Here is a 22,227-nt window from a genome sequence, read left to right on the forward strand (position 1 = left end):
CAGCTTGTTGAAAACAGATCCCGCCCATCAATAGATGGAGGAGATGAATTGCTTGAACCGTTCCGACTTGGGATGGGCGAAGATCTCCTTGGGATTGCCCTCCTCTTCCACGCGCCCCTGATGCAGAAACATTACCTTGTTCGACACATCACGGGCAAACGACATCTCGTGGGTCACCACCAGCATGGTGCGCCCCTCTTCGGCCAGCTCGCGCATCAGGCCGAGCACCTCCCCCACCAGCTCGGGATCCAGCGCCGAGGTGGGTTCGTCAAACAGCATCACCTCCGGCTCCACCGCCAGTGCCCTGGCGATGGCGGCCCGCTGCTGCTGGCCGCCGGAGAGGTGACCGGGATAGTAGTCGCGCCGCTCCCACAGACCCACCCGGTTGAGCAGGTGTTCCGCCTTGGCGATGGCCTCGGCACGGGGAACTTTCAGCACCTGGATAGGCACCTCTATGATGTTCTGCATTATGGTCATGTGCGACCAGAGGTTGAAACTTTGAAACACCATGGCCAGCCGGCTGCGAATGCGCTCCACCTGACGCATGTCCTCCGGCAGCCGCTCACCGGCCCGGTTGGATTTCATGCGAATAAGCTCGCCATGGAGTGAAACTGTGCCGGAAGAGGGTGTTTCCAGCAGATTGATACAACGAAGAAAGGTCGACTTCCCCGAGCCGGAGGAGCCGATCAGGGAGATGACATCCCCCTTGCGGGCTGTCATATCGATGCCCTTGAGCACTTCGTGGGTGCCGAAATACTTGTGCAGTTCACGAACTTCCAGTGCGGCAACGTCACTCATCCATTACAACCTTGTCTGTCCCTAGACGCCGCTGGGGCGTGACTCACACCATCATGGATTTAACAAAAAGTTAACCGATGGCAACCTTCAGCGAAAATATCACTCGAATAGTTAAAAAACAATACAGAACAGAGGTCTTTGGTGTTTTGTCTGTATTTTTATTGGTCTCACTGGTATTTTTCAGCACTTTGTCTGCATAAAACTTGGTTTGGACCCGTCGAACGACACCGCCTTTTTATACCCTGATCGCAAGGGTGGCAAGAAAATTCCGACATCATGACAGCAAGATGGCGAAAGCGACTTTATTCACCCCATCGATGTTTGCATCTTGTTGAAAAATGGGCGATGAGCGTGATTTCATGGCGGCACGCTTGCCGCACCAAGGTGGGCCTTTGAGCCAAATGAGTGCAGTTGCTTGCACCAAAAACATAACAACCTGATAAAAAGCCCCGGATGAGCCATCCAAACTCACAGAAATGTGACACAGAGCCAATAAGTAGTGATAAGGTGTCATTTTTATCAGTTTTTGTGATCGAGGCCCCGATGTTGCTCAATGTATTGCTGATCCTGCTGCCGTTAGGCGTCGGCTATCTGATCCCCCTCTCCTCCGCCCGGCTCATCAAGCTGGTCAATCAGTCCCTCGGCAAGATGGTCTACCTCATCCTGTTTCTGATGGGGCTGGGACTGGCCTATGTGGAAAACCTCGGCAGCAATCTGGCGGTGATCTTCAAGGTGGCCGGTGTCATGCTGGCCGCCATTACCCTGTGCAACCTGCTGGCGCTCTGGTGGCTGGACAAGCGCAGCCCGCCGACCCACGAGGCCAGCGACGCCAAGATGCCGAGCAAGCTGCACCTGCTGTGGGAATCCCTCCAGCTCTGCTTCGTGGTGCTGGGGGGCGTGCTGCTGGGGCTGCTGGTCGATCTGCAAGCCCTGCCCATCGACAAGCTGAGCGAGTGGGCCCTGATGCTGCTGCTGTTTCTCATCGGGGTGCAGATGCGCAACTCCGGCATGCGGCTACGCCAGATCCTGCTCAACCCCTGGGGCATGAAGATCGCCTTCACCGTCATCAGCAGCAGCTGGCTGGGCAGCGTGCTGGCGGCCCAGCTGCTGGGCATGCCGCTGAGCCACGCCCTGGCGCTCAGCTCCAGCTTCGGCTGGTATTCGCTGTCGGGCATTCTGGTGGCCGACAAGCTGGGGCCCGTGCTCGGCTCCGCCGCCTTCATCAACGATCTGGGGCGCGAGCTCATCGCCATCCTGATCATTCCCATGCTGATGCGTCGCCACCCCTCCGCCGCCATCGGCTACGGCGGTGCCACCGCGCTGGACTTCACCCTGCCGGTCATTCAAAAATCCGGCGGCATCCAGATGGTACCCGTGGCCATCGTCTCCGGCTTTATCCTGAGCCTGCTCGGCCCCATCCTGATCCTGGGCTTCCTGGCGATCTAGGCCACACCTGCCGCCCGCAGAATGAAAGAAGCCCGACCTTGCTGTCGGGCTTCTTTCATCTGGATATACCGCACTCTCGCGCTATCCGCCGTTTATCCGCGCCACTGACCGCCGCTCATCACCCGCTCGATGGCGAAAGAGTGAGGATGGATCAGCAGCAGATCCGCATCCTGCCCCACTGCGATCCGCCCCTTTGCGGCCAATCCCAGCACTCGTGCCGGATGGGTACTCACCACCGCCAGCGCCACCTCGAGCGACACCCCGAGCTGGCAGGCGCGCACGCACTCCTGCCACAGGCTGGCAATCTGGCCGCAGCGCATCTCGATAAGGCGCCCCTCGCCATCAAAGCGCGGCAGGCTGGCGTTGGCATCTGAGCTGAAGGTGATGCGATCGGCAGGCACGCCGGCGGCCAGCAACTCGATCAATCCATCGGCGGCCAACCGTTCGCCATCCTCCACCAGATCGGGGAAGCTGGAAGTGGTGAGATCGACCCAGCCTCCCGCCTTGCCCCAGGCGATCGCCTCGGCAAACAGCCAGGGGTTGCGGTTGCAGTGGGTCGGATAGAGCTGGCGCAGCGGAATGTCGGTTTCATCGCGCAGGGCCCGCAGCGGTGCCAGCGCCCCGCGGCCATCCCCCAGATGGAAGAAGCTGACGCCGCTCTTGCCCGAGAGCAGCCCGGCCACCCGCGCCTCGCTCACCAGCCGGGCCAGCTCGTCGTGGGTGGGGGCGCTGGATCTGTGATCGCTGATGGCCAGCTCCCCCACCCCCAGCACTTCGGGAATGAGCATGATGTCGGACTCCACCGTGCCGGTGAGGCTCTTGACGGGCAGATGGTAGGAGCCGGTATACATGAAGGCGCTCACCCCGGCGGCGCGAAACTCGCGCACCTTGCCGAGCACTTGGGCCGGGCTGCGGGTCAGGCTGTCGGTGCCGAGCGCCGCCACCAGCGTGGTCACCCCCGCCTTGAGGGCCTCGCTCGCGGCGAGTTCGGGCGTGCGAAATGCAAAGCCCCCCTCGCCGCCGCCCCCGGTGATATGGGCCAGCGGATCCACCAGCCCGGGCACCAGATAGCGACCGCGACCATCGACCCGCGTCAACGGCCAATCTGCGGGGGCCGTCAACCCCTTGCCAATCCAGGCGATGCGGCCATCGGCCACCAGCAGATCCTGCTGGCCGAGGTGAGTGGGACTGAAGATCTCGGCGCCCTCGATCAGGGTCAACATCATGGCTACTCCTTGCAAGCTATCCCCTGCGGGGAAAAGAGAGAAATCGCTATTTGCCCACCATTTGCCTCTCGGTAACGGCAGTGCCTGCCGGCCAGTTTGCCATGATCGGCATAGGCAAGGGAGAGGGGATCGGCTAGGCTCACCAGCAATTCCCGTTTGCTGGTCGACATCCACCGTCATGAACTATCTGGCTCACCTGCATCTGGCCGCCCATACCCAAAGCTCCCTCACCGGCAACCTGCTGGGGGATTTCGTCAAGGGCCCTTTGCCAAGCACGCTCGGTCCCGCCTTCGATGAGGGGATCTGGCTGCACCGCAGAATCGATGCCTTCACCGATGCCCACCCAGAGCACAGGGCGGCGGTGGCCTGCTTCGAGGCGCCCTGGCGCCGCTTCGGCGGCATCCTGGTGGACATGCTCTACGACCATTGGCTCAGCCTGCACTGGCCACAATTTGGCGAAGACCCCCTGCCCCGCTTTCTGCAGCAGAGTTATGGGCAGCTGCTGGCGGATCATCAGCGCCTGCCGGATGGCTTGCCCGTTGCGCTCACGCGGATGGCGGAGCAGAACTGGATCGCCTCCTATCGCCACAGGGAGGGGCTGGGCCGCGCCCTCAACGGCATAGGTCACCGGTTGCGCCGCCCCATCTTGCTGGGCGATGCCCTCGCCACCCTGGACGATGCCAGCTGGCATAATGGCGAACAGGGATTTCTGCGCTTTTATCCCCAGTTGATGCGCTTTAGCGAGCAGCAGCTCGCCCACTATCGCGAGACTGGCGGTCACGCCGGCGTGCGGCCATAAAAAAGACCCCGTGAGGGGCCTTCTACCAACTCTTCATCAGGCCCCTGGCGTGGCATGCAGGAAGGTGAACGCCTTGGCCGGCACAAACTTGTCCGCCGTTTCGCCCGCATAGAATTGACGCTCGGTCAGCGGGAGTTTCTTGACCGGGGCGCCCGCACTCAGATCCAGCTGATCCATGCTCACCCAGAAGGTGTTGGGCAAATGAGTCAGCTCGAAGAAGTAGCGGCGATGCTGTTGATCCGACACGCTGCGCCAAAGAGTGGTGGAGATGTTGGGTTGATCCGGTGTACTGATCCCCATGGGCACCGAGACGTTGCGCATCACGCTCATCACACCGGCAACGGCTTCATTGGCCTGATCCGTCTTGGGCAGGGTCTTGATATAAAAAGAGGCCCGTGCGAAACGATCCGCCGAACGGTTGGTGCCCGGCAGCATGGTGAGCCCGCCTATTTCCTCCCAGTACTCGTTGAGTGCCAGCTGCTTGTCGAAAACGGGGGAGTTGGTCATCACCTGATAGCTGCGGTCGTGATGGATCTGCAACTTGCCATCCACGTACTGGAAAATGGCCGAGTCACCGCTGGCATCCGAGATGGAGAGGTGCAGCTGGCCCGGCTTGCCATCCGGCGTCAGAGTGGTCACCACATAGAACTCGTCCTTCGACAAGGCGGCGACCGCCTCGGTGACGGTGGCAAAATTGTCCAGCACATACTGGGCCCAGAGGGAGATGGAGAGCGTCTTGCGCGGATCCTTGTCGCTCGGAGTCACATACTCGGACTCGGTCAGATAGAGCAAATTGGCCACCAGCCCCTTTTCGTTCATGCCATCGGCGGTACCCGCGTCAAAACCTGCGGCGACCAGGGAGCCATAGCGCGCGTTCCACTTCATGGAGTGCGGACCGGCCGCCCCGCTCCGATCGATGCCACGCGGCAAGGCCCAGAGGTTGGTCGGCATGGCGGCGCGCCAGTCCATGGTGCGGCCGGTCACCACCAGACCGCCGTCGCCCTGATAAACGGCGCGGGTGCAGGCATCGGCCAGCGAGCTAACCGACAGGGCCATGGTCAATGCCAACAGGGTTTTCTGGAACAGGGGGCTGGATTGACGTTTCATAGGATGCATCACTCAGGCTGGTGAAAACGACAGGCTAACGGCTACCGCTGTATGGGAGCTTAATGAGGATAGTCAGCCGCCCGCCACGCTCCCACCTCGTTGCGGCCAAGATGTGATCATGTCGACATAGTTACAGCAAGATCAGCGAGATACACCTGGCATCTGCGTTGCCAGCAGGCTTTTGGCCCAGCCGCTGTCACGTCAACCCCGGTCACGTCATGCCAGGCTGCACATCCATAAAAAAACCGGACCCAGGGTCCGGTTTGCAGATAGAGGCGCGCTGACGCAGGCCTCATTTCTCTTGCTGTGACGGCTCACCTTTCTTCTTGCGGATGCTAAGCCCCAGCTCACGGCCACGCAGGCGGGCGTAATAGATGGTGCCGACGAAGGCGAGTATGGTGAACACCAGCTCCACCACCGCCAGCCAACGCTCTCCCTCGTCCGTGGTGATCAGGGTCAGGGCGTGCAGGAAATAGGGCATCAGCACGAAGTTGCCCCAGGCGTGGGTGTAGGGGTTGCCCTGCACGATTCCCTTGAGCGGGAACAGCAGCGGCACAGTCCAGATCACCGGCAGCAGCCAGGGGTTGAGCTCAGGGTGGGGCGAGAGCCACAGGTGCCAGAGGATGACCCAGCCCAGCAGGCCAAAGAAGCCGACCAGGGTCAGCAGACGGGCGAAGCGGGTGCTCACTTGAGGATCTCCAGCACCTGCTCGGGCGGACGGCCGATGCGGGCCTGACCATCCTTGATGACGATGGGGCGCTCGATCAGCTTGGGGTGCTGATGCATGGCGCGAATAAGGGCATCGCCGTTCACCTCGCCCAGCCCCAGCTCCTTGTAGAGCTCTTCCTTGGTGCGCATCAGCTGGCGCGGATCGGTGAAGCCTAGCTGGCTCAGCAGGGTGCGGATTTGCGCCTCGCTCGGGGCCTGCTCCAGATAGAGCACCACATCAGGGGCGATCCCGTGCTGCTCCAGCAGGGCCAGGGTTTCACGGCTCTTTGAGCAGCGCGGATTGTGGTAAATTTGGGTCTCGCTCATGGTAACTCCCTGATTGATCGCAAGATGGGACAAGAAACGGCACTATTGTAGGGGAAACTGATGGTCAGGGTAAGCGGCACTGGAAAGGAATTGAAACGAATTTGTTGGCTGATTGTGGCCGGTCTGCTGAGCGCCTGCACCCCGGCGCCCGAATTCACCAACGGCCAGGGCCAGCCGGTGGCACTGGCCCAGTTTGCCGGCAAGCCGCTCTTGGTCAACTACTTCGCCCCCTGGTGCGCCCCCTGCCTGCGAGAGTTGCCGCTGCTGGAGGCGCTGGCACAGGAGGGCTCCCTCGCCGTGGTGGCCATCCACTATGATCCGGCCACCCCGGCCGAGCTGGCGGCACTGGCGAGCCGCTACCGGGTCAGCCTGCCGCTGTTGATCGCCCATGACACGGCAAGCCTGCCTTTCCCCCACCCGACCGGGCTGCCCACCAGTTATCTGCTCGATGCAGAGGGCAAGCTGCAACAGACGATCGTCGGCGAACTCGATGCGCCGCAGATTGCCGCCCTCAAGGCACAGGCTGCGGCGGTTCGCTAGGGCGCCCCCTCTCCTTGGTAAGGATGGGGCCTATCACACCCACACACGACGACGGGATGGACCTGCACGACGCCATGGTACCGGTGGAAAAGGAAACGGGGTGTCCCATTGCTGGCACACCCCGTTTCACCGCACCTCTGATGCATCACCCCTTCAGGCTGTCGAGATCCTTCTTCGCCCGCTCCAGCTCAGTGATGCGTGCCTCCAGCCTGGCCAGGGTCAGCTTGTCGCTGGTGGTGCCACGGGCCACGATCAGCTCGTCGATGGCGGCCTGATAATCCCCGCGCAGGGAGAGCATCTCGGCTCGCGCCATGTGCAGGTCCGTCATCCGTCCCGCCTTGCGATAGGCGTCGGAGAGCAGGCTCCAGGCCAGGTTGTTCTCTTCGTGCTCGCGGGCATAGGGATCCAGGATGGCGATGGATTTCTTGTAGTTGCCCCCTTCCAGATAGGCGTTGCCGAGGTTGACCACCACCACTTCGTTGTCCGGCATGCGGGTGCGGAACTTCTCCAGCCGGGCGATGGCCTGGGCGCTGCGCCCCTTGGCAAGATCAATGTCGGTGAGGGCATCCACCACGAACAGATCTTCCGGGTGACGGCTCGCCAGCTCCTGCATCAGGGTGTCGGCCTCGTCGGTGCGCTTGAGCTGCAACAGCGCCAGCGCCTTGCCGTAGGTGGCCGCATCCTTGAGCGGGTAATCCCCTTTCTGCAGGCGGTTGTCGAAATAGCTGAGCAGCGCCTGCGGGCTTTCGGTGCCATAGCGCACCTGGATGCGCACCTTGGCCAGCCAGAAGTCGAGGCTGGGGGGCAGGTTGCGGCGAGCATAGCTGGAGGCGCGGCCACGGGCCTCGGAGATCCGGGTCTCGGGCAGCGGGTGAGTCAGCAGCATCTCGGGCGGCTTGCTGGCGTAGCGATACTCGGCCGCCAGTTTCTGGAAGAAGTTGGCCATGCCCATGGGATCGAAGCCTGCATCATACAGGGTCTTCATGCCGATCCGGTCCGCTTCGTACTCGTTATCGCGGGTGTAGTTGATGGCCGACTGCATGGATAGGCCGAGCGTGGTCTGCAGGGCGGCGATACCGGCGGTGGGGTTGATCACCGCCAGCGCGATGGAGCCCACCAGCCCGGCCAGGGTCATGGCGGAGCTGCTTGCCTGCGCCTCCATGTAGCGGGCTATATGGCGCTGGGTCACGTGGGTGATTTCGTGCGCCAGCACCGAGGCCAGCTCGCTCTCGCTGTCGGCGTAGAGGAACAGGCCTGTGTGCACCTTGACCCGTCCGCCCAGGAAGGCGGCCGCGTTGATGCTGGGGTCATTGATGAGGAAGAAGGTAAACGGGAAGCGTACCCCATCGGCGTTGGAGAGCAGCCGCTGGCCGAGATCGTCTATGTACTGGCTCAGCACGGGATCATCTATGATCGGCAGGCCGGCCCGGGCAAAACGCATGAAGGCGTTGCCATAGCGCACCTCCTGCTCGATGGGCAGGGCGGCCACCCCGGCGGTGCCTATGTCGGGAAGCTGGTTGTTCGCCTGGGCATGGAAGGTGGCACCCATCAGGGAAGCCAGCAGGGGAAGCGATGCCATCAGGGGGGAAAAGCGTGCCACGTTATCTCTATCTCCATCAGAAGGGGCCTCGGCAGAATACCCTTGCCCCTCAAGGGCTACAAGCGTTGTTTCGTGCTCTCATCACGGCCATAATAGCCGCCTCACGCCTGCTGGAGCCCTCATGGAACACCTCGATCTGACCCCCTGGCGCTGCCCCGAGCCGCTGATCCGGCTCAAGCTCTGGCTAAGGGAGGCCAAAAGCGGTCAAACCGTGACCATTCGGCTGGCCGATGCCGGCTCCCGGCAGGACATTCCGGCCTATCTGCAACGTCAGGGTCACCGCTTCACGGTGCAGCAGGCGCAGGACAATACGCTCTCTTTGCAGTTGGTCGTCGGGGCACAGCACCATCATGAGCCCCGGTAACGAAAGGATGCTGTCATGTTAGATGTGCTCAAACGCTGGTATCAGACCCGCTTCTCCGACCCCGATGCGGTCACCCTCTTCCTGTTGCTGGTGGCCTGCTTCGCCGTGCTCTGGCTGTTTGGCGATCTGCTGGCGCCGCTGCTGGTGGCGCTGGTAATGGCCTACCTGCTGGAGTGGCCGGTGAGCCGGCTGCAGCGCCTCGGTCTCTCCCGAACCCTGGGCACCAGCCTGATCCTGCTGCTGTTCATCGCCCTGACGGTCATGGCATTCCTGGGCCTGATCCCGACGCTGGTGAGCCAGGGCATCAACCTGGCCAAGGAGTCCCCCTCCATGCTGGCCCATGCCCAGGACTATGTGCGCACCCTGCCGGAGCAGTATCCCGAGCTCATCAACGTGACCCTGGTCGAGACCATCATAGACAACATTCGCCAGCGCATTCTGACCGGTGGCGAGCAGCTGGTGAGCGCCTCCCTGAACTCGCTGGTCAACGTGGTGGCCATCCTCATCTACCTCATACTGGTCCCCTTGATGGCGTTCTTCATGCTCAAGGACAAACAGGTGCTGATGGGCAGCCTGCGCCGCTTCCTGCCGCGCAACCGCACCCTGGTCAACCGGGTCTGGGTGGAGATGAACGAGCAGATCCTCAACTACATCCGCGGCAAGGTGATCGAGATCCTCATCGTCGGGGTCATCAGCTACGGCGCCTTTGCCATGCTGGGGCTGCGCTATTCGGTGCTGCTGGCGGTGGCGGTCGGCTTCTCCGTGCTCATTCCCTACATAGGGGCCGCCGCCGTGACGGTACCGGTCGCCATGGTGGCCCTGTTCCAGTGGGGGCTGACCCCAGAATTCACCTGGCTGATGGTGGTCTATACCGTGATCCAGGTGCTCACCGGCAACGTGCTGGAGCCCGTGCTCTTCTCCGAGGCGCTCAACCTCCATCCTGTGGCCATCATCATAGCCGTGCTGGTGTTTGGCGGGCTCTGGGGATTCTGGGGCGTCTTCTTCGCCATTCCCCTCGCCACCCTGGTCAAGGCCGTGCTCAACGCCTGGCCCAAGCGCGATGACGCCCCCCAGCCAGGAGCCTGACGAGGCGCCTTCCCGCACGCCCGCTGCATCCCCACAGGGCATCTCTTCGGACATGCCCTGTGTCATCTTGAACATCTGCTGGCTGGCGCTGTCAGCGCCCTGATAAAGTGCGCTAATATCCAGCCTCACAGTGCCAACCGACCAGGATGGACGCCTCATGTTCATGGAGCCCGAGCGACAATGACCCTACCTAGCGCACGCCGGCTTGCCAGCGCACTCACAGCCCTCACACTGCTCAGTACCGCGGCCCATGCCGAGATCGATCTGGGCTCCCTCGACGTGTTCGCCCACGACAGCCCCACCAGTCCTGTCCCCAAGGGGCTGGTACTGGGGACGGCGGTCATAGGCGGAGATGCGCGCTATCAGGCGCAAGATGCCGCAGGCTACGTCATTCCCGGCTTCATCTACTTTGGCGACCAGTTCATGTACCTGGGCGATCGGGCCCGCTACTACTTCTACAAGGATGAGACCCTGGCCGCCTACGGCTATGGACGGCTGCGCTTTGGCAACCTGGATCCCGACGAATATGTGCAGTTCAACGGCATGGAACCACGCAAGTGGGAACTGGAAGGGGGCATGGGAGCCAGCCTGATCACCCCCTACGCCCTGCTCAGCACCCGCCTCAGCACGGACGTGACCGGCCGCAGCCAGGGCCAGGAGCTGCTGCTGTGGGCCGACTTTCCCATCATCCGCGACCGGCTGCTCATCATGCCCGGCATGGGGATGATGATCCGCAGCAGCAAGCTGGCGAACTACTACTTCGGCGGCGTTTCCGAGAGCGAGGCCACGGCGCAGCGACCAGCATGGGACACGGGGGCAACCCTCTCACCCATGGTGGCCATAGTCACCAGCTACCGCTTCACTCCCAACTGGATCGGCATGTTCGCCGCCAACTACGAACGCTATGACGAGGAGGTTGCCAACAGCCCCCTGGTCCAGCACCAGGGGGAGCTCTACGCCGGCTTCGGGATCGGCTATATCTGGTAAGCCGCGCCGCCATGCCATCACAAGCAGGAAGGGAGCCCATGGCTCCCTTCCTGCTCTGGCAACATGGCCGTAGCTGTATCAGAGGTCGGCCAGAAACGCCGCCAGGGCCTGATTGACGAAGGCGGGATTTTCCAGCGACGATATATGGCCCGCAGCCGGGATCTCCTTGAAGGGGCAACCCAGTACCTCGGCCATCAGGTAGCCTTCCAGCACGGGGCGTGCCTTGTCTTCGCACCCCGTCATCACCAGCGCAGGCATGGCCATCTCTTCCAGCCAGTCGATGCGATCTTCCCGGGTCACGAAACTGCGCCCCACCGCCACCATGGCGGCGATCTTCTCCCCTGGCCAGGCGGCGAGACGCCCCTTGAAGTCGGCCATCAGGGCCACATCCGGCTGGTTGGCAAAGAACAGCGGCGCCACCTGCTCGACGATGAGGGCCGGTATGGTGCCGAGCTGCCCAATCATGCCCAGCATGCCGAGGTAACGTTCGCAGGTGATCTGCGGCTCCAGGCCGACGAAGCTGTCCATCAGCACCAGACCCTTGATGCGATTTGGCGCCATCCTGGTCAGCTCCACACCCCACATGCCACCGATGGAGAGGCCCACCAGCACGCACTCGTCGATGCCGAGGCCGTCGAGCAGGGCCAGGTGATCCCGCGCCAGGGTCGCCAGGGTGCAAGGGCCTTCCGGCAACCGGTCGGAATCACCGTGGCCCCACAGCTCGGGCACTATGCAGCGGTACTGGCTCTTGAGCGCGGCGACTTGCGGCGCCCACATGGCGCTGTCCCACAGGTAGCTGTGACCAAACAACAGAACCGGGCCCTGCCCCTCGTCCAGATAGGCCATTTGGCGGCCCGCTATCTCCATAAATTGCTTCATGTTTTCTCCTGTTGCCAGCTGCTGATGATGAGACGGCAGTGCAAATCGCCATAAATGGCTTCATGTTTTTTCCATTGCCAGCGGCTGATGAGGCGGCCGTATCAATCGCCATAAATGGCTTCATGTTTTTTCTATTGCCAGCGGCTGATGAGGCGGCCATCACAAGCGCCATACACCGCCTCATGTTTTCTTCTGTTTCCGTTGCCATCTGTTAACGGGGCGGCAGTGTAACACGTCGGCCTTGGCAGTGGCGCCTCCCTGGTGCAAGCTGGGGTGACGCACAAAAAGGACTCAAAAAGGAGAGAGCCATGCCCAAGGAAAAGAGCAAGAAACGCCCGCGCCTGGACAAGAAATGCTACGAGCACCACCTCGCCCACTTGCAGGAGGAGCTGGTCAAGCTGCAGGAGTGGGTCAAGCAGGAGGGACTGAAAGTGGTGGTGCTGTTCGAGGGACGCGATGCCGCCGGCAAGGGGGGCGTCATCAAGGCGATCACCGAGCCCCTCAACCCCCGGGTCTGCCGGGTCACGGCCCTGCCCGCCCCCTCGGATCGGGAGCGATCCCAGTGGTATTTTCAGCGCTATGCCGCCCACCTGCCCGCCGCCGGCGAGATGGTGCTGTTCGACCGCTCCTGGTACAACCGGGCCGGGGTCGAGCGGGTGATGGGCTTTTGCAGCGACAACGAGTATCGCGAGTTTCTGCGCGCCTGCCCCGAGTTCGAACGCATGCTGATCCGCTCGGGGATCACCCTGATCAAGTACTGGTTCTCGGTGTCGGACGAAGAGCAGGAGAAGCGCTTCAAGGAGCGCATCAACACCCCCATCAAGCGCTGGAAGTTCAGCCCCATGGATCTGCAATCCCGTTCGCGCTGGGTGGAGTACTCCCGCGCCAAGGATGACATGTTCACCTACACGGACACGCAAGACAGTCCCTGGTTCGTGGTGGAGGCGGACGACAAGCGCCGGGCCCGTCTCAACTGCGTCGCCCACCTGCTCAGCAAGGTGCCCTACGAGGCGATCCACTACGAGCCCATCACACTCCCCCCCATCAAGACCGAGGGCTATGAGCGCCCGCCCCTGACCAGCCAGACCTTCGTGCCCGACATCACGGCCGCGCTGGAGACCTGAGCAAAGGCCAGGGAGCCAGGCCTGCCGGACGAGCCCCGAACGGCAGGCAATAAAAAGCCGGTCTTGCGACCGGCAAAAAGGCATTGAATTTATTGGAAAACCTCGGCGCCATCAGGCCCTTACATAGCGAGCCATGCGCGGGAAGGCTTGTTCGTTGGCATCGAACAGGTAGCAGGCTTCGGCCGGAATGCCGACGCTGTACGCCTGACCCGTGGCCACGTCGATATCGGAATGCGCCTTGACGGTGAAGTCGTGGCCATCCACATCCATATAGACGAAAGACTCGGCGCCCAGATGCTCGGCCACCTGCACGACGCCGGTCACCTTGCTGTGCGCATGGGGGTGATCCAGGGTCACCAGGTGCTCGGGGCGAATGCCCAGCTCCACCTTGTCACCGACTGCGCCGCGACGGGCATCTACCCGCGCCCGCACCGTATCGCCGGAAGTGAGCTTGACCACGCACTCCTGCTCGCCGATTTCCAGCAACTCCCCCGCCAGGAAGTTCATCTTGGGGGAGCCGATGAAGCCCGCCACGAACTTGTTGTCCGGGTTGTGGTAGAGATCGAGCGGGGTGCCGAACTGCTCCAGATTGGTCTCGGCATCGCCCTTGAGCGGGCTCAGCACCACGATGCGGTTGGCCAGCGTCATGGCCTCCACCTGATCGTGGGTCACGTAGATGATGGTGGAGTTGAGCTCCTTGTGCAGCTTGGCTATCTCGATGCGCATCTTGACCCGCAGGGCGGCATCCAGGTTCGACAGGGGTTCGTCGAACAGGAACACCTGGGGCTGCTGCACTATGGAGCGACCTATGGCCACCCGCTGGCGCTGACCGCCGGAGAGGGCCTTGGGCTTACGGTCCAGCAATGGCTCAAGCCCCAGAATCTCGGCGGCGCGCATCACCCGCTTGTGGATGTTCTCCTTGTCCATCTTCTTGAGCTTGAGGCCGAACGCCATGTTCTCGTAGATGTTCATGTGCGGGTAGAGGGCGTAGGACTGGAACACCATGCCCACGTTGCGCTCCACCGGCGGCACGTCGTTCATGTAACGACCGCCTATGGTCAGCTCACCGCTGGTGATGTCCTCGAGCCCTGCGATCATGCGCAGCAGGGTGGACTTGCCGCAGCCGGACGGGCCGACGAAGACGATGAACTCCCCTTCCTTGATGGCCAGGTTGATGTTGCGCAGCGTGTCCTTGTGGACCGCCGGATCGTAGTTCTTGCGAACGTTGTTGAGTACTACTTCAGCCATGACGAGCTCCGCTCTTAAATCTGTGCAAATCGTGACGGCGGGGGGAGTCAGCTCCCCCGGCCATTAAAACCTTAACCTTTCACACCACCAGCAGTGAGGCCACCGACCAGCCAGCCCTGCGACAGACCAGCAGGAACACCTTGGTGCTGGCTGTGTGGCGCATGCGGCAACACACTTAACCTTTCACGCCACCGGCAGTGAGGCCACCGACCAGCCAGCCCTGTGACAGACCAGCAGGAACACCTTGGTGCTGGCTGTGTGGCGCATGCGGCAACACACTTAACCTTTCACGCCACCGGCAGTGAGGCCACCGACCAGCCAGCGCTGCGCCATCAGGAACACCACAGTGATGGGCAGGCCAGACAGCACGGCGGCTGCGGCGAAGTCACCCCACAGATAGTTCTGCGGATAGAGGTATTGCTGGGCACCGACCGCCAGGGTCAGGTTGTTCACATCCTGCAGCAGGATGGAGGCCACGGGCACCTCTGTGATGGTGCCGATGAAGGCCAGAATGAACACCACCGCCAGTATGGGCACCGACAGGGGCAACAGGATCAGGCGGAACGCCTGCCAGGGGGTCGCACCGTCGATGGCCGCCGCTTCTTCAAGCGAAGAGTCTATGGTCTCAAAGTAGCCCTTGATGGTCCACACGTGCAGCGCTATGCCACCCATGTAGGCCAGGATCAGGCCACCGTGGGTGTTGAGACCCAGCCAGGGCACATAGTCGCCTATCTTGTTGAACAGCGCATAGATGGCCACCAGCGCCAGCACGGCCGGGAACATCTGGAAGATCAGCATGCCCTGCAATATGGTCTGCTTGCCACGAAAGCGCAGGCGGGCAAACGCATAGGCACAGGTGGTCGACAGCGTCACTATCATCAGCGCCGTGATGCACGCGATCTTGATGGAGTTCCACAGCCAGGTCAGCACGGGGAACGGCGGCGGCGTTATGCTGCCATCGGCGTTGGTGATGGACATGCCGAGCGCCAGCTTCCAGTGATCCAGGGTCGGATTGGAGGGGATGATCTCCCCCACCGAGAAGTTGCCGTTACGAAACGAGATGGCGATGACCATGATCACCGGGAAGATGATCAGCGCCAGGAAGCCCCACATGACCAGGTGGGTTGCCCACACCCGGTATTTGACTGATTTGGGTTGTACGATAGCCATTGAGAAGCCTCCTTACTGTTGCTTGTCGGCTTTGGACAATTTCAGGTTGAGCAGTGCAAGCGCGCCGACGATCAGGAAGATGGCGGTGGCGATGGCACTGGCCAGACCGTAGTCCTGACCACCCGAGCCCTGGAACGCGATCCGGTAGGTGTAGTTCACCAACAGATCCGTGGTCCCGGCCGGGGTACTGGCGCCTATGATGTCCGGTGCCCCGTTGGTCAACAACTGTATGAGTACGAAGTTGTTGAAGTTGAAGGCAAAGGATGCGATCAGCAGCGGCGTGAGCGGCTTCATCAAGAGCGGAACCGTGATCTTGAAGAAGTTCTGCACCGGACCCGCACCGTCCATGGCGGACGCCTCATAGAGATCTTCCGGGATGGCTTTGAGCAGGCCCATGCAGAGGATCATCATGTAGGGGTAGCCGAGCCAGGTGTTGACGATGAGGATCATCACCTTGGCCAGGAAGGGGGTGGTGTACCAGTCCGGCTTGATGCCGAACGCCGCTTCCAGGAACAGGTTGATCTCGCCGAAGTTCTGGTTGAACAAGCCCTTGAACACCAGGATGGAGATGAAGGCCGGTATCGCGTAGGGCAGGATCAGCATGACCCGGTAGAAGCCGCGACCTCTGAGCTGCTCCCACTGCACCAGGCACGCCATCACCATGCCGATGGCCAGGGTGAAGGCCACTGAACCGGCGGAGAAGATCACGGTCCAGACGAAGATCTGCATGAAGGGCCCCTGGATACCCGGGTCTGTCATGATGCGCACGAAGTTTTTCCACCCCACGCTCACCACGAAACCGGGGGCCATGCCCTTGCCGACAAACTGTCCCTGCTCGTCTATGTATTGATAGAAGCCGGTGTCGCCATTGGGCAGCATCAGCTCGCCGGTCTGGGTGTCACGCAGCAGATTGCTGTCCTTGATCACCACGCCGGACTTGAGCACGGCGCCATCCATCAGACGGGTGTATTGCTGTTTCTGGGCGGCAAACTTGCGCAGGCTGCTCAGGGTCAGGTGGGTGCCGCCATCCGGCAGGACCAGATCCAGGTCACTCAGGTGAGTACGATGCTCAACGATGGCACGGATCGGGGCGGCCTTGCTGGCCGCTTCGCCAGTGAAGGGCTGCAGTTCGACCACTTGCTGGGTGCTTTGCACTCGGCCCTCACGGGTCGCCAGCTCACGCGCCTTGTTGTTCATCAGGGAAACAGGTGGACTGATAAAGGATTGGTCGTCCTGTTTCAGCAGCAGCTGAAACTGATTGTTCTCACCACCCAGCAGGGTGAAATCGAACTCACCGCCTGCCACCTTGTAGCTTTTTTTCAGATGGTAATCCCGTGCCTGCTCGAGGGAGAGCAAGTTGGATCCCGAATAGTTGGTGAAGGCGATGCCGATCGTGTAGGCAAGAGGGAAGATGATAAACACAACCATGCCAGCCACACCGGGGAAGATATAGCGGTGGGCATAGGTCTTCTTGTTCATGAAGACATACAGACCGACGGAGACCACCACCAGATCGAGCAGAGCGAATACCCACTCACCGCTGGCGTACATCATCACGGCCGCATAACCGTTGAGGATGGCTACCAGAGCAGCGATGGTCCACTTAAGCCAGGTGTGCTTATCCTTCGGACCGGCATAGGATTCAATAGAAGGTACTACTTCCATGCCAATTAACCTTTATAACGCCAAGAGAGATTTGAGAGAGTGGGAGGCCATTGCGGCCTCCCGGGTAGTGCATGCTTACTGAACGATACGCTTGGCAGCGGTATCCAGGGCTTCGTCAACGCTCTGACGGCCGGAGGTCACGTTCTTGAGGGCAGTTTCGAAGGAAGACCAGAAACGGCTCATCTCAGGCACGGACGGCATAGGCTCGCCATTCTGGGCGTTTTGCATGGTGGCCTTGATGTGCGGATCGGATTCCAGGGTCTTCTGGAAGGACTTCAGTGCCACGGCGCCCAGCGGTTTGTCGGCGTTCACCGGAGCCAGACCGGCGTCGGTCAGCAGGTAGTTTTCCAGGAACTCGATGGCCAGATCCTTGTTCGGGCTGGCGGCGTTGATGGTGGCACCCAATACGCCAACGAAGGCTTTGGCCGGCTTGCCGTTCAGGGTCGGCAGCGGCGCTACGCCGTACTTGATGCCGCTCTTGTCCAGGTTGCTCCAGGCCCAGGGACCGTTGATCATCATGGCCACTTCGCCCTTGTTGAACTTGGCGTCCATCACACCGTAGTCGATGCCTTTTTCCAGGTGACCGGATTTGATCATCTCGGAGATATAGCCCACACCGGCCTTGGCGCCTGCGTTGTTCACGCCGGTATCTTTCACGTCATAACCGGTAGCGGTTTTCTTGAAGGCGTAGCCACCGTTGGCAGCCACCAGCGGATAGCTGAAATAGGGGGTGTCATAGGCCCACATGATGGCGCGCTTGCCGTTCTTCTTCAGAGTCTCGTCAATCTTGGCGATCTCTTCGAAGGTCTTCGGCGGCTCAGGCAGCAGATCCTTGTTGTAAATCAGGCTGACGGCTTCCACCGCAACCGGATAACCGTAGGTCTTGCCATCGACTGCCATGGCATCCCAGGCGAACTGTTCAAACTTGGCTTTGGTGGCTGCGTTCGGGGTCACGGGGACCAGCAGACCGGCCTTGACCCACTCACCGTAACGGTCGTGAGCCCAGAAGAAGATGTCCGGACCGTTGCCGGTGGCAGCGGCTTGCTGGAATTTCACTTCCACCTGATCAGGGTGAGCAACCGTCACCTTGATGCCGGTTTCGGCTTCAAACTTCTTGCCGACTTCAGCCAGACCATTGTATCCCTTGTCACCGTTAATCCAGATGGTCAGTTGACCTTCGTCAATGGCGGCAGTGGCAGAGCAAGCCACGCCCAGAGTAGCCAGACCGATCAGGGATGACAGCAATTTCTTTTTCATGAGCCTTTCCTTGTATTAGTTCCGCGCTGTAAGAGCATTGTGTGCGAGATGAATATTATCCCAAGCCGTCACCGCCTCACATGACGCAACTCGCATTTTTGAAATGCAATTACGTATTTTCTTCCAGAAAGTTCTGAAAACATTTTCTTATTTCAGGGGGTTATCGCCATTTATTGGCATATTCCTCGCCAAAAATGGAAATTAAATTACCAAATGGAAATAAAAAAACACGAATGAAAGGGTTTTCACCTCATTGAAAACCCTTTCATGGTGGTTATTCTGTTTAATTTGTTAACAAAGCACCGAGTTGGTTTCGATGCGACTTACCCCCTTAAATAAAAAGACACCGCAGCGAAGTGCGGTGTCTTTTTGCCAAAAGTGGAAAGCAGATCACATTACGACTGGCGCAGCAGCTGATCCTTGAGATTGGGCGGCACGCCACGAATGGTCAGGGTGTCGGTCTGGGGATCATAAAACACCCGGCTGTTCAGCAACTTCTGCTCGAAGCTCAGGGTCAGACCACCGCCGGATCCGACGAACTTGGTCAGGCCGCGCAGGGTGGAGCGATCGGCGGGGAAGCGATCCTCCAGCTCATACTCCTGGCCGATGAAGCTGTAAAAATCGAGGTCGCCCTCGCCCGCTTCTTTTGCAGAGAGTTCGGCGGAGAGCTCCTTGATTTCGATCTCTTCACCGGCGCTGGCCTGCTCGGTGCAATATTTGAAGACCTGCTTCTTGTAGTCGTTGCGCTCGGCCGGTTCAAGCTGACGGCTGTCGCAATAATCGTCCACCGCCTGCAGCAACCCCTTATTTTGCACCTTGGCATCCATCCCCTCGCGGGCACCCAGCAGATCCATGAAGAAGTCGCCCAGCTTGCGGCCGACCCGCCCCTTGCTGAAGGTGATATATCGACGAGAATCCGGCTGGGTTTTCCATTCGGTCAGATCGATGCGGGCCACCAGATTGAGTTTGCCGATATCCAGATAATGGATATGGCGCAAGTCCAGCGCCTCGCTGACGGTGACGCTCTCCTTGCCTTCCAGCAGGGCAAGCATCAGGTAATCGACCCCGACGTAGTTGTATTTGGCAAACAGCAGCACCCCCTGCTCATCGAGGGCGTGATCCACCAGGTTTTTCACCAGCAGCTGGGTCATGTTGACCGAGAAGGGCACGAATTCGGTCTGTTCGCCGAGCAGTTGCTCGAGGGCGATGCGAAAGGCGGGAGAAGGCTGCCTGGGGGCGTCCTCACCGTCGGCCAGCTCGGCGACGGCGGCTTCGGGGTCGGCAAAGAAGCCGAAGCCCTTGCCACCCTTGCCGTTGTAAATGCGATGCAGCTCCGCCATCAGCCCCTGTACCGCCTCATCGGCAGGCAGGGTCTGGCTGCGGGTGTCGGCGTGAGGTTGACCATCGCCGCCCTGGCGCAGGGAGTGAAGAATGATCTTGTCGATATCGAGACTCATGTCACAAAGCCATAGTGTTAGCCGAAAGGGTGAAGTATTATAAGGCGCTTTGAACCGAGATGAACCCAAGATTATGCCCATCGTATCAAAGTACACAAACCAGCAATTTGATGACCTGATGAATGACCTGATCACAGTACTGGAGAAGCACAAAGCGCCAGTCGACCTCAGCCTGATGGTGCTGGGTAACGTGACAACCAATATCATCAACGGCATGGCCCCGGCACAACGCCAGGCGATCACTGAAAAATTTGTCCAGGCACTGACTTCCTCGGTCGACAATCGCCACGACGCACACTGAATCGCCGCTTTTTTTTGACGTTTCTCAAAGCAGATGGATCACTATGGTCGAAACCGGCAACCCCTATCGTGATAATGTCTCTCGCCTGATCACCTGGGGGCATTGGTTCTCCTTCTTCAACATCATACTGGCCATGCTGATTGCCACCCGCTATCTGGGGGCGATCAGCTGGCCGTCGACCACGCTCGGCGTGACCTATCTCATCATCAGCTGGATAGGTCACTTCTCGTTTCTGAGCTTTGTCACCTATCTGTTGACGGTATTTCCGCTGAGCTTCGTGCTGCCCAAAGAGAAGGCGCTGCGCTTCATTTCGGCCATCATAGCCACCCTGGCGCTGGTGCTGCTGCTCATCGACACCCAGGTGTTCCAGCTGTTCAAGTTCCACCTGAACGGTCAGGTGTGGCAGCTGCTGCTGGATCAGGCCCAGACCGAGGAGGGCTCGATCTGGAGCATCATCTTCGTGGCGGTGCCGACCATCTTCCTGCTGCAACTGCTGCTGTCGGCCTATGTCTGGCGCAAGATCAACAAGCGCAAACGCCGCCAGTACGGCAATCAGGTGGGGCTGGCCCTGCTGGTCTGCTTCATTCTGACCCACGTGGTCAACAGCTGGGCCGATGCCACCCTGTATCAGCCCATCACAATGCAGCGCGCCAACTTCCCGCTCTCCTACCCCATGACTGCCAAGAGCTTCCTGGCCAAACACGGCTGGCTGGATCTGGATCAGTACGAGAAGAAGGCCGAATCCCAGGACGGCGACAGCGCGAGCCGCTTGCGCTACCCGCTGCGTCCGCTCAGCGTCAATGCCCCCGTCGAGCACAAGAATCTGCTGATCGTGGTGGTGGACTCGCTGCGAGCCGACATGCTCAACAACATCAACATGCCCAATCTGCAGCGCTATGCGGATCAGCACCTCAACTTCCGTAACCACATGAGTGGCGGCAACGATGATGTGATGGGGATGTTCAGCCTCTTCTATGGCCTGCCCGGCCACTATTACGACGACATTCGCAATGACAAGACACCACCGGTACTGTTCGACGAGATGCTGCGCCAGGACTATCAGTTCGGCCTGTTCGGCGCGTTGGAAGATGCCCAGAAGTATCGCCAGAGCATACTCTCGGGCCTGCGCAAGCAGGTGTTCGTCTCAGAGCAGACAGATGACAACCAGCTGATCGGCGACTGGCAGCAGTGGCTCGCCAAGCGTTCACCGGACAGGCCCTGGTTCTCGCTGGTCTATCTGTCGAGCCCGGGTGATTACCAGCTGCCGGCCAACATCAAGGGGCCCTTCCAGCCCGAACTGACCAAGTTCAATCCGGCCACCGCCTATCAGGCCGAGAACCTGCAAAAGCTGGAGAACCGCTACAAGAACACCGTCTTCTATACCGATCAGTTGCTGGAGCAGATGCTGACCCAGTTGCAACAGCAGGGGCTCAATGAGCAGACCATAGTCGTGGTGACCTCCAACCACGGTCAGGAGTTCAACGAAACCCAGAACAACAGCTGGGGCTATGGCACCAACTACTCGCCCTATCAGGTGCAGGTGCCCTTCGTGCTGGCCTGGCCGGGCAACGACAGCCTGCCGCAGAGTCAGGTGAGCAGTCACCTGGATCTGGTGCCGACCCTGATGCAGAGCATGCTGGGGGTACGCAATCCGGCGCGGGACTACAGCATAGGCCGCAACCTGTTCGACACCAGCCCGCGCAACTGGCTGCTGGCGGGAGATCAGCGCGACTTTGCCATCTATCAGGGCAACACCATCACTCACTTCAACAAACAGGGTGACTTCGAGTTGCTGGAGCGAAACAGCTACCGACCCATCAAGCACGGCACCCCCGACATGGGCGTCATGATCCAGGTGATGAACGAGCTGAACCGCTTCTATCGCGCCCCCTGAGGCCAAGCCCGCTCGCAATGAACAGCCCGCTCTCGCAGCGGGCTTTTTATTGCGTCTCCGTCAGCACAACCTGAAGAGAACACCTCGGCACTCATAGCCAATCGGTGCCTTTCGTCCCCAGTGACCCGCCAGATCGCCTCCCAGACAAACGCAAACGTTCGCCCCTCCCTTGCTGAGCTTGCTATCAAAAACACCAGTCTGATCAGGATCATAAAAACAAAATGATAATGATTATCAATCGTTG

General features: G+C 60.4%; 22 protein-coding genes. 10 read left to right on the forward strand and 12 right to left on the reverse strand.

Features of this window, described 5'->3' with window-relative positions; genetic code table 11:
• Positions 1-27: 27 nt before the first annotated feature.
• Entirely contained in the window at positions 28-798 is a 771-nt protein-coding gene (locus IU367_RS13620) for an ABC transporter ATP-binding protein (RefSeq protein ID WP_043136913.1), read from the reverse strand.
• 543 nt (positions 799-1,341) lie between these two features.
• On the opposite strand from IU367_RS13620, the gene IU367_RS13625 reads away from it, so the two are divergent.
• A complete protein-coding gene (locus tag IU367_RS13625) occupies positions 1,342-2,244 on the forward strand; it encodes a LysO family transporter (RefSeq protein WP_274452168.1) in 903 nt (300 codons plus the stop codon).
• Between the two features lie 92 nt (positions 2,245-2,336).
• Here the strand turns inward: IU367_RS13625 and iadA are convergent, their stop codons facing one another.
• On the reverse strand, positions 2,337-3,467 hold the full coding sequence (gene iadA, locus IU367_RS13630; protein WP_274454385.1) for a beta-aspartyl-peptidase: 1,131 nt from the start codon (positions 3,465-3,467) through the stop codon (positions 2,337-2,339).
• A 181-nt stretch (positions 3,468-3,648) separates the two neighbouring features.
• On the opposite strand from iadA, the gene IU367_RS13635 reads away from it, so the two are divergent.
• Positions 3,649-4,269 carry an acyl carrier protein phosphodiesterase gene (locus IU367_RS13635; protein WP_274452169.1) on the forward strand — a complete coding sequence of 207 codons (621 nt, stop codon included), beginning with the start codon at positions 3,649-3,651 and terminating at the stop codon, positions 4,267-4,269.
• 36 nt (positions 4,270-4,305) lie between these two features.
• Here IU367_RS13635 and IU367_RS13640 read toward each other — a convergent pair whose 3' ends face one another.
• The 3 genes from IU367_RS13640 to arsC all read right to left on the reverse strand — a co-directional run bounded on the left by IU367_RS13640 (position 4,306) and on the right by arsC (position 6,411).
• The gene (locus IU367_RS13640; protein WP_274452170.1) at positions 4,306-5,376 is read right to left on the reverse strand and encodes a linear amide C-N hydrolase; all 1,071 of its coding nucleotides are present in this window, start codon (positions 5,374-5,376) and stop codon (positions 4,306-4,308) included.
• 292 nt (positions 5,377-5,668) lie between these two features.
• Positions 5,669-6,064: a DUF2069 domain-containing protein gene (locus tag IU367_RS13645; RefSeq protein WP_043136923.1), complete on the reverse strand. Its 396-nt coding sequence runs from the start codon at positions 6,062-6,064 to the stop codon at positions 5,669-5,671.
• The gene (gene arsC, locus IU367_RS13650; protein WP_043557111.1) at positions 6,061-6,411 is read right to left on the reverse strand and encodes an arsenate reductase (glutaredoxin); all 351 of its coding nucleotides are present in this window, start codon (positions 6,409-6,411) and stop codon (positions 6,061-6,063) included. Before arsC ends, IU367_RS13645 begins: the two co-directional genes overlap by 4 nt.
• A gap of 60 nt (positions 6,412-6,471) precedes the next feature.
• Between arsC and IU367_RS13655 the strand changes: the two genes are divergently transcribed.
• A complete protein-coding gene (locus IU367_RS13655) occupies positions 6,472-6,951 on the forward strand; it encodes a TlpA family protein disulfide reductase (protein ID WP_274452171.1) in 480 nt (159 codons plus the stop codon).
• 145 nt (positions 6,952-7,096) lie between these two features.
• On the opposite strand, the gene bepA is transcribed toward IU367_RS13655, so the two are convergent.
• Entirely contained in the window at positions 7,097-8,551 is a 1,455-nt protein-coding gene (gene bepA, locus IU367_RS13660; RefSeq protein ID WP_347005396.1) for a beta-barrel assembly-enhancing protease, read from the reverse strand.
• Between the two features lie 121 nt (positions 8,552-8,672).
• Between bepA and IU367_RS13665 the strand changes: the two genes are divergently transcribed.
• The 3 genes from IU367_RS13665 to IU367_RS13675 all read left to right on the forward strand — a co-directional run bounded on the left by IU367_RS13665 (position 8,673) and on the right by IU367_RS13675 (position 10,988).
• Entirely contained in the window at positions 8,673-8,915 is a 243-nt protein-coding gene (locus IU367_RS13665) for a sulfurtransferase TusA family protein (RefSeq protein ID WP_274452172.1), read from the forward strand.
• A gap of 15 nt (positions 8,916-8,930) precedes the next feature.
• A complete protein-coding gene (locus IU367_RS13670) occupies positions 8,931-10,001 on the forward strand; it encodes an AI-2E family transporter (protein WP_098984412.1) in 1,071 nt (356 codons plus the stop codon).
• A gap of 180 nt (positions 10,002-10,181) precedes the next feature.
• A complete protein-coding gene (locus tag IU367_RS13675) occupies positions 10,182-10,988 on the forward strand; it encodes a MipA/OmpV family protein (RefSeq protein ID WP_274452173.1) in 807 nt (268 codons plus the stop codon).
• Positions 10,989-11,066: 78 nt separating this feature from the next.
• Here the strand turns inward: IU367_RS13675 and IU367_RS13680 are convergent, their stop codons facing one another.
• Positions 11,067-11,867 carry an alpha/beta fold hydrolase gene (locus tag IU367_RS13680; RefSeq protein ID WP_274452174.1) on the reverse strand — a complete coding sequence of 267 codons (801 nt, stop codon included), beginning with the start codon at positions 11,865-11,867 and terminating at the stop codon, positions 11,067-11,069.
• Positions 11,868-11,905: 38 nt separating this feature from the next.
• On the opposite strand from IU367_RS13680, the gene IU367_RS13685 reads away from it, so the two are divergent.
• Both IU367_RS13685 and ppk2 read left to right on the forward strand, forming a co-directional pair.
• Positions 11,906-12,082 carry a hypothetical protein gene (locus IU367_RS13685; RefSeq protein ID WP_274452175.1) on the forward strand — a complete coding sequence of 59 codons (177 nt, stop codon included), beginning with the start codon at positions 11,906-11,908 and terminating at the stop codon, positions 12,080-12,082.
• A gap of 93 nt (positions 12,083-12,175) precedes the next feature.
• Positions 12,176-12,991, forward strand: a complete 816-nt coding sequence (gene ppk2 / locus IU367_RS13690) for a polyphosphate kinase 2 (RefSeq protein ID WP_043136951.1) — start codon at positions 12,176-12,178, stop codon at positions 12,989-12,991.
• Between the two features lie 111 nt (positions 12,992-13,102).
• Here the strand turns inward: ppk2 and IU367_RS13695 are convergent, their stop codons facing one another.
• The 5 genes from IU367_RS13695 to yejK form a co-directional block, all read right to left on the reverse strand.
• Complete coding sequence (locus tag IU367_RS13695; protein WP_042865784.1) at positions 13,103-14,239, reverse strand: ABC transporter ATP-binding protein; 1,137 nt, start codon at positions 14,237-14,239, stop codon at positions 13,103-13,105.
• Between the two features lie 279 nt (positions 14,240-14,518).
• Entirely contained in the window at positions 14,519-15,409 is an 891-nt protein-coding gene (gene malG, locus IU367_RS13700; protein WP_043136954.1) for a maltose ABC transporter permease MalG, read from the reverse strand.
• A 12-nt stretch (positions 15,410-15,421) separates the two neighbouring features.
• Positions 15,422-17,074, reverse strand: a complete 1,653-nt coding sequence (malF, locus tag IU367_RS13705) for a maltose ABC transporter permease MalF (RefSeq protein ID WP_043136956.1) — start codon at positions 17,072-17,074, stop codon at positions 15,422-15,424.
• Between the two features lie 75 nt (positions 17,075-17,149).
• Entirely contained in the window at positions 17,150-18,331 is a 1,182-nt protein-coding gene (malE, locus tag IU367_RS13710; RefSeq protein ID WP_098984415.1) for a maltose/maltodextrin ABC transporter substrate-binding protein MalE, read from the reverse strand.
• Between the two features lie 395 nt (positions 18,332-18,726).
• On the reverse strand, positions 18,727-19,788 hold the full coding sequence (yejK, locus tag IU367_RS13715; protein ID WP_274452176.1) for a nucleoid-associated protein YejK: 1,062 nt from the start codon (positions 19,786-19,788) through the stop codon (positions 18,727-18,729).
• 73 nt (positions 19,789-19,861) lie between these two features.
• On the opposite strand from yejK, the gene IU367_RS13720 reads away from it, so the two are divergent.
• Together IU367_RS13720 and IU367_RS13725 are read left to right on the forward strand one after the other, a co-directional pair.
• On the forward strand, positions 19,862-20,089 hold the full coding sequence (locus tag IU367_RS13720) for a YejL family protein (protein ID WP_042034515.1): 228 nt from the start codon (positions 19,862-19,864) through the stop codon (positions 20,087-20,089).
• 43 nt (positions 20,090-20,132) lie between these two features.
• The gene (locus tag IU367_RS13725; protein ID WP_103471844.1) at positions 20,133-21,983 is read left to right on the forward strand and encodes a DUF3413 domain-containing protein; all 1,851 of its coding nucleotides are present in this window, start codon (positions 20,133-20,135) and stop codon (positions 21,981-21,983) included.
• The last annotated feature ends 244 nt before the right edge of the window (positions 21,984-22,227 follow it).

Source organism: Aeromonas bestiarum (assembly GCF_028751155.1).
In the GTDB taxonomy this organism is placed as follows: domain Bacteria; phylum Pseudomonadota; class Gammaproteobacteria; order Enterobacterales; family Aeromonadaceae; genus Aeromonas; species Aeromonas bestiarum.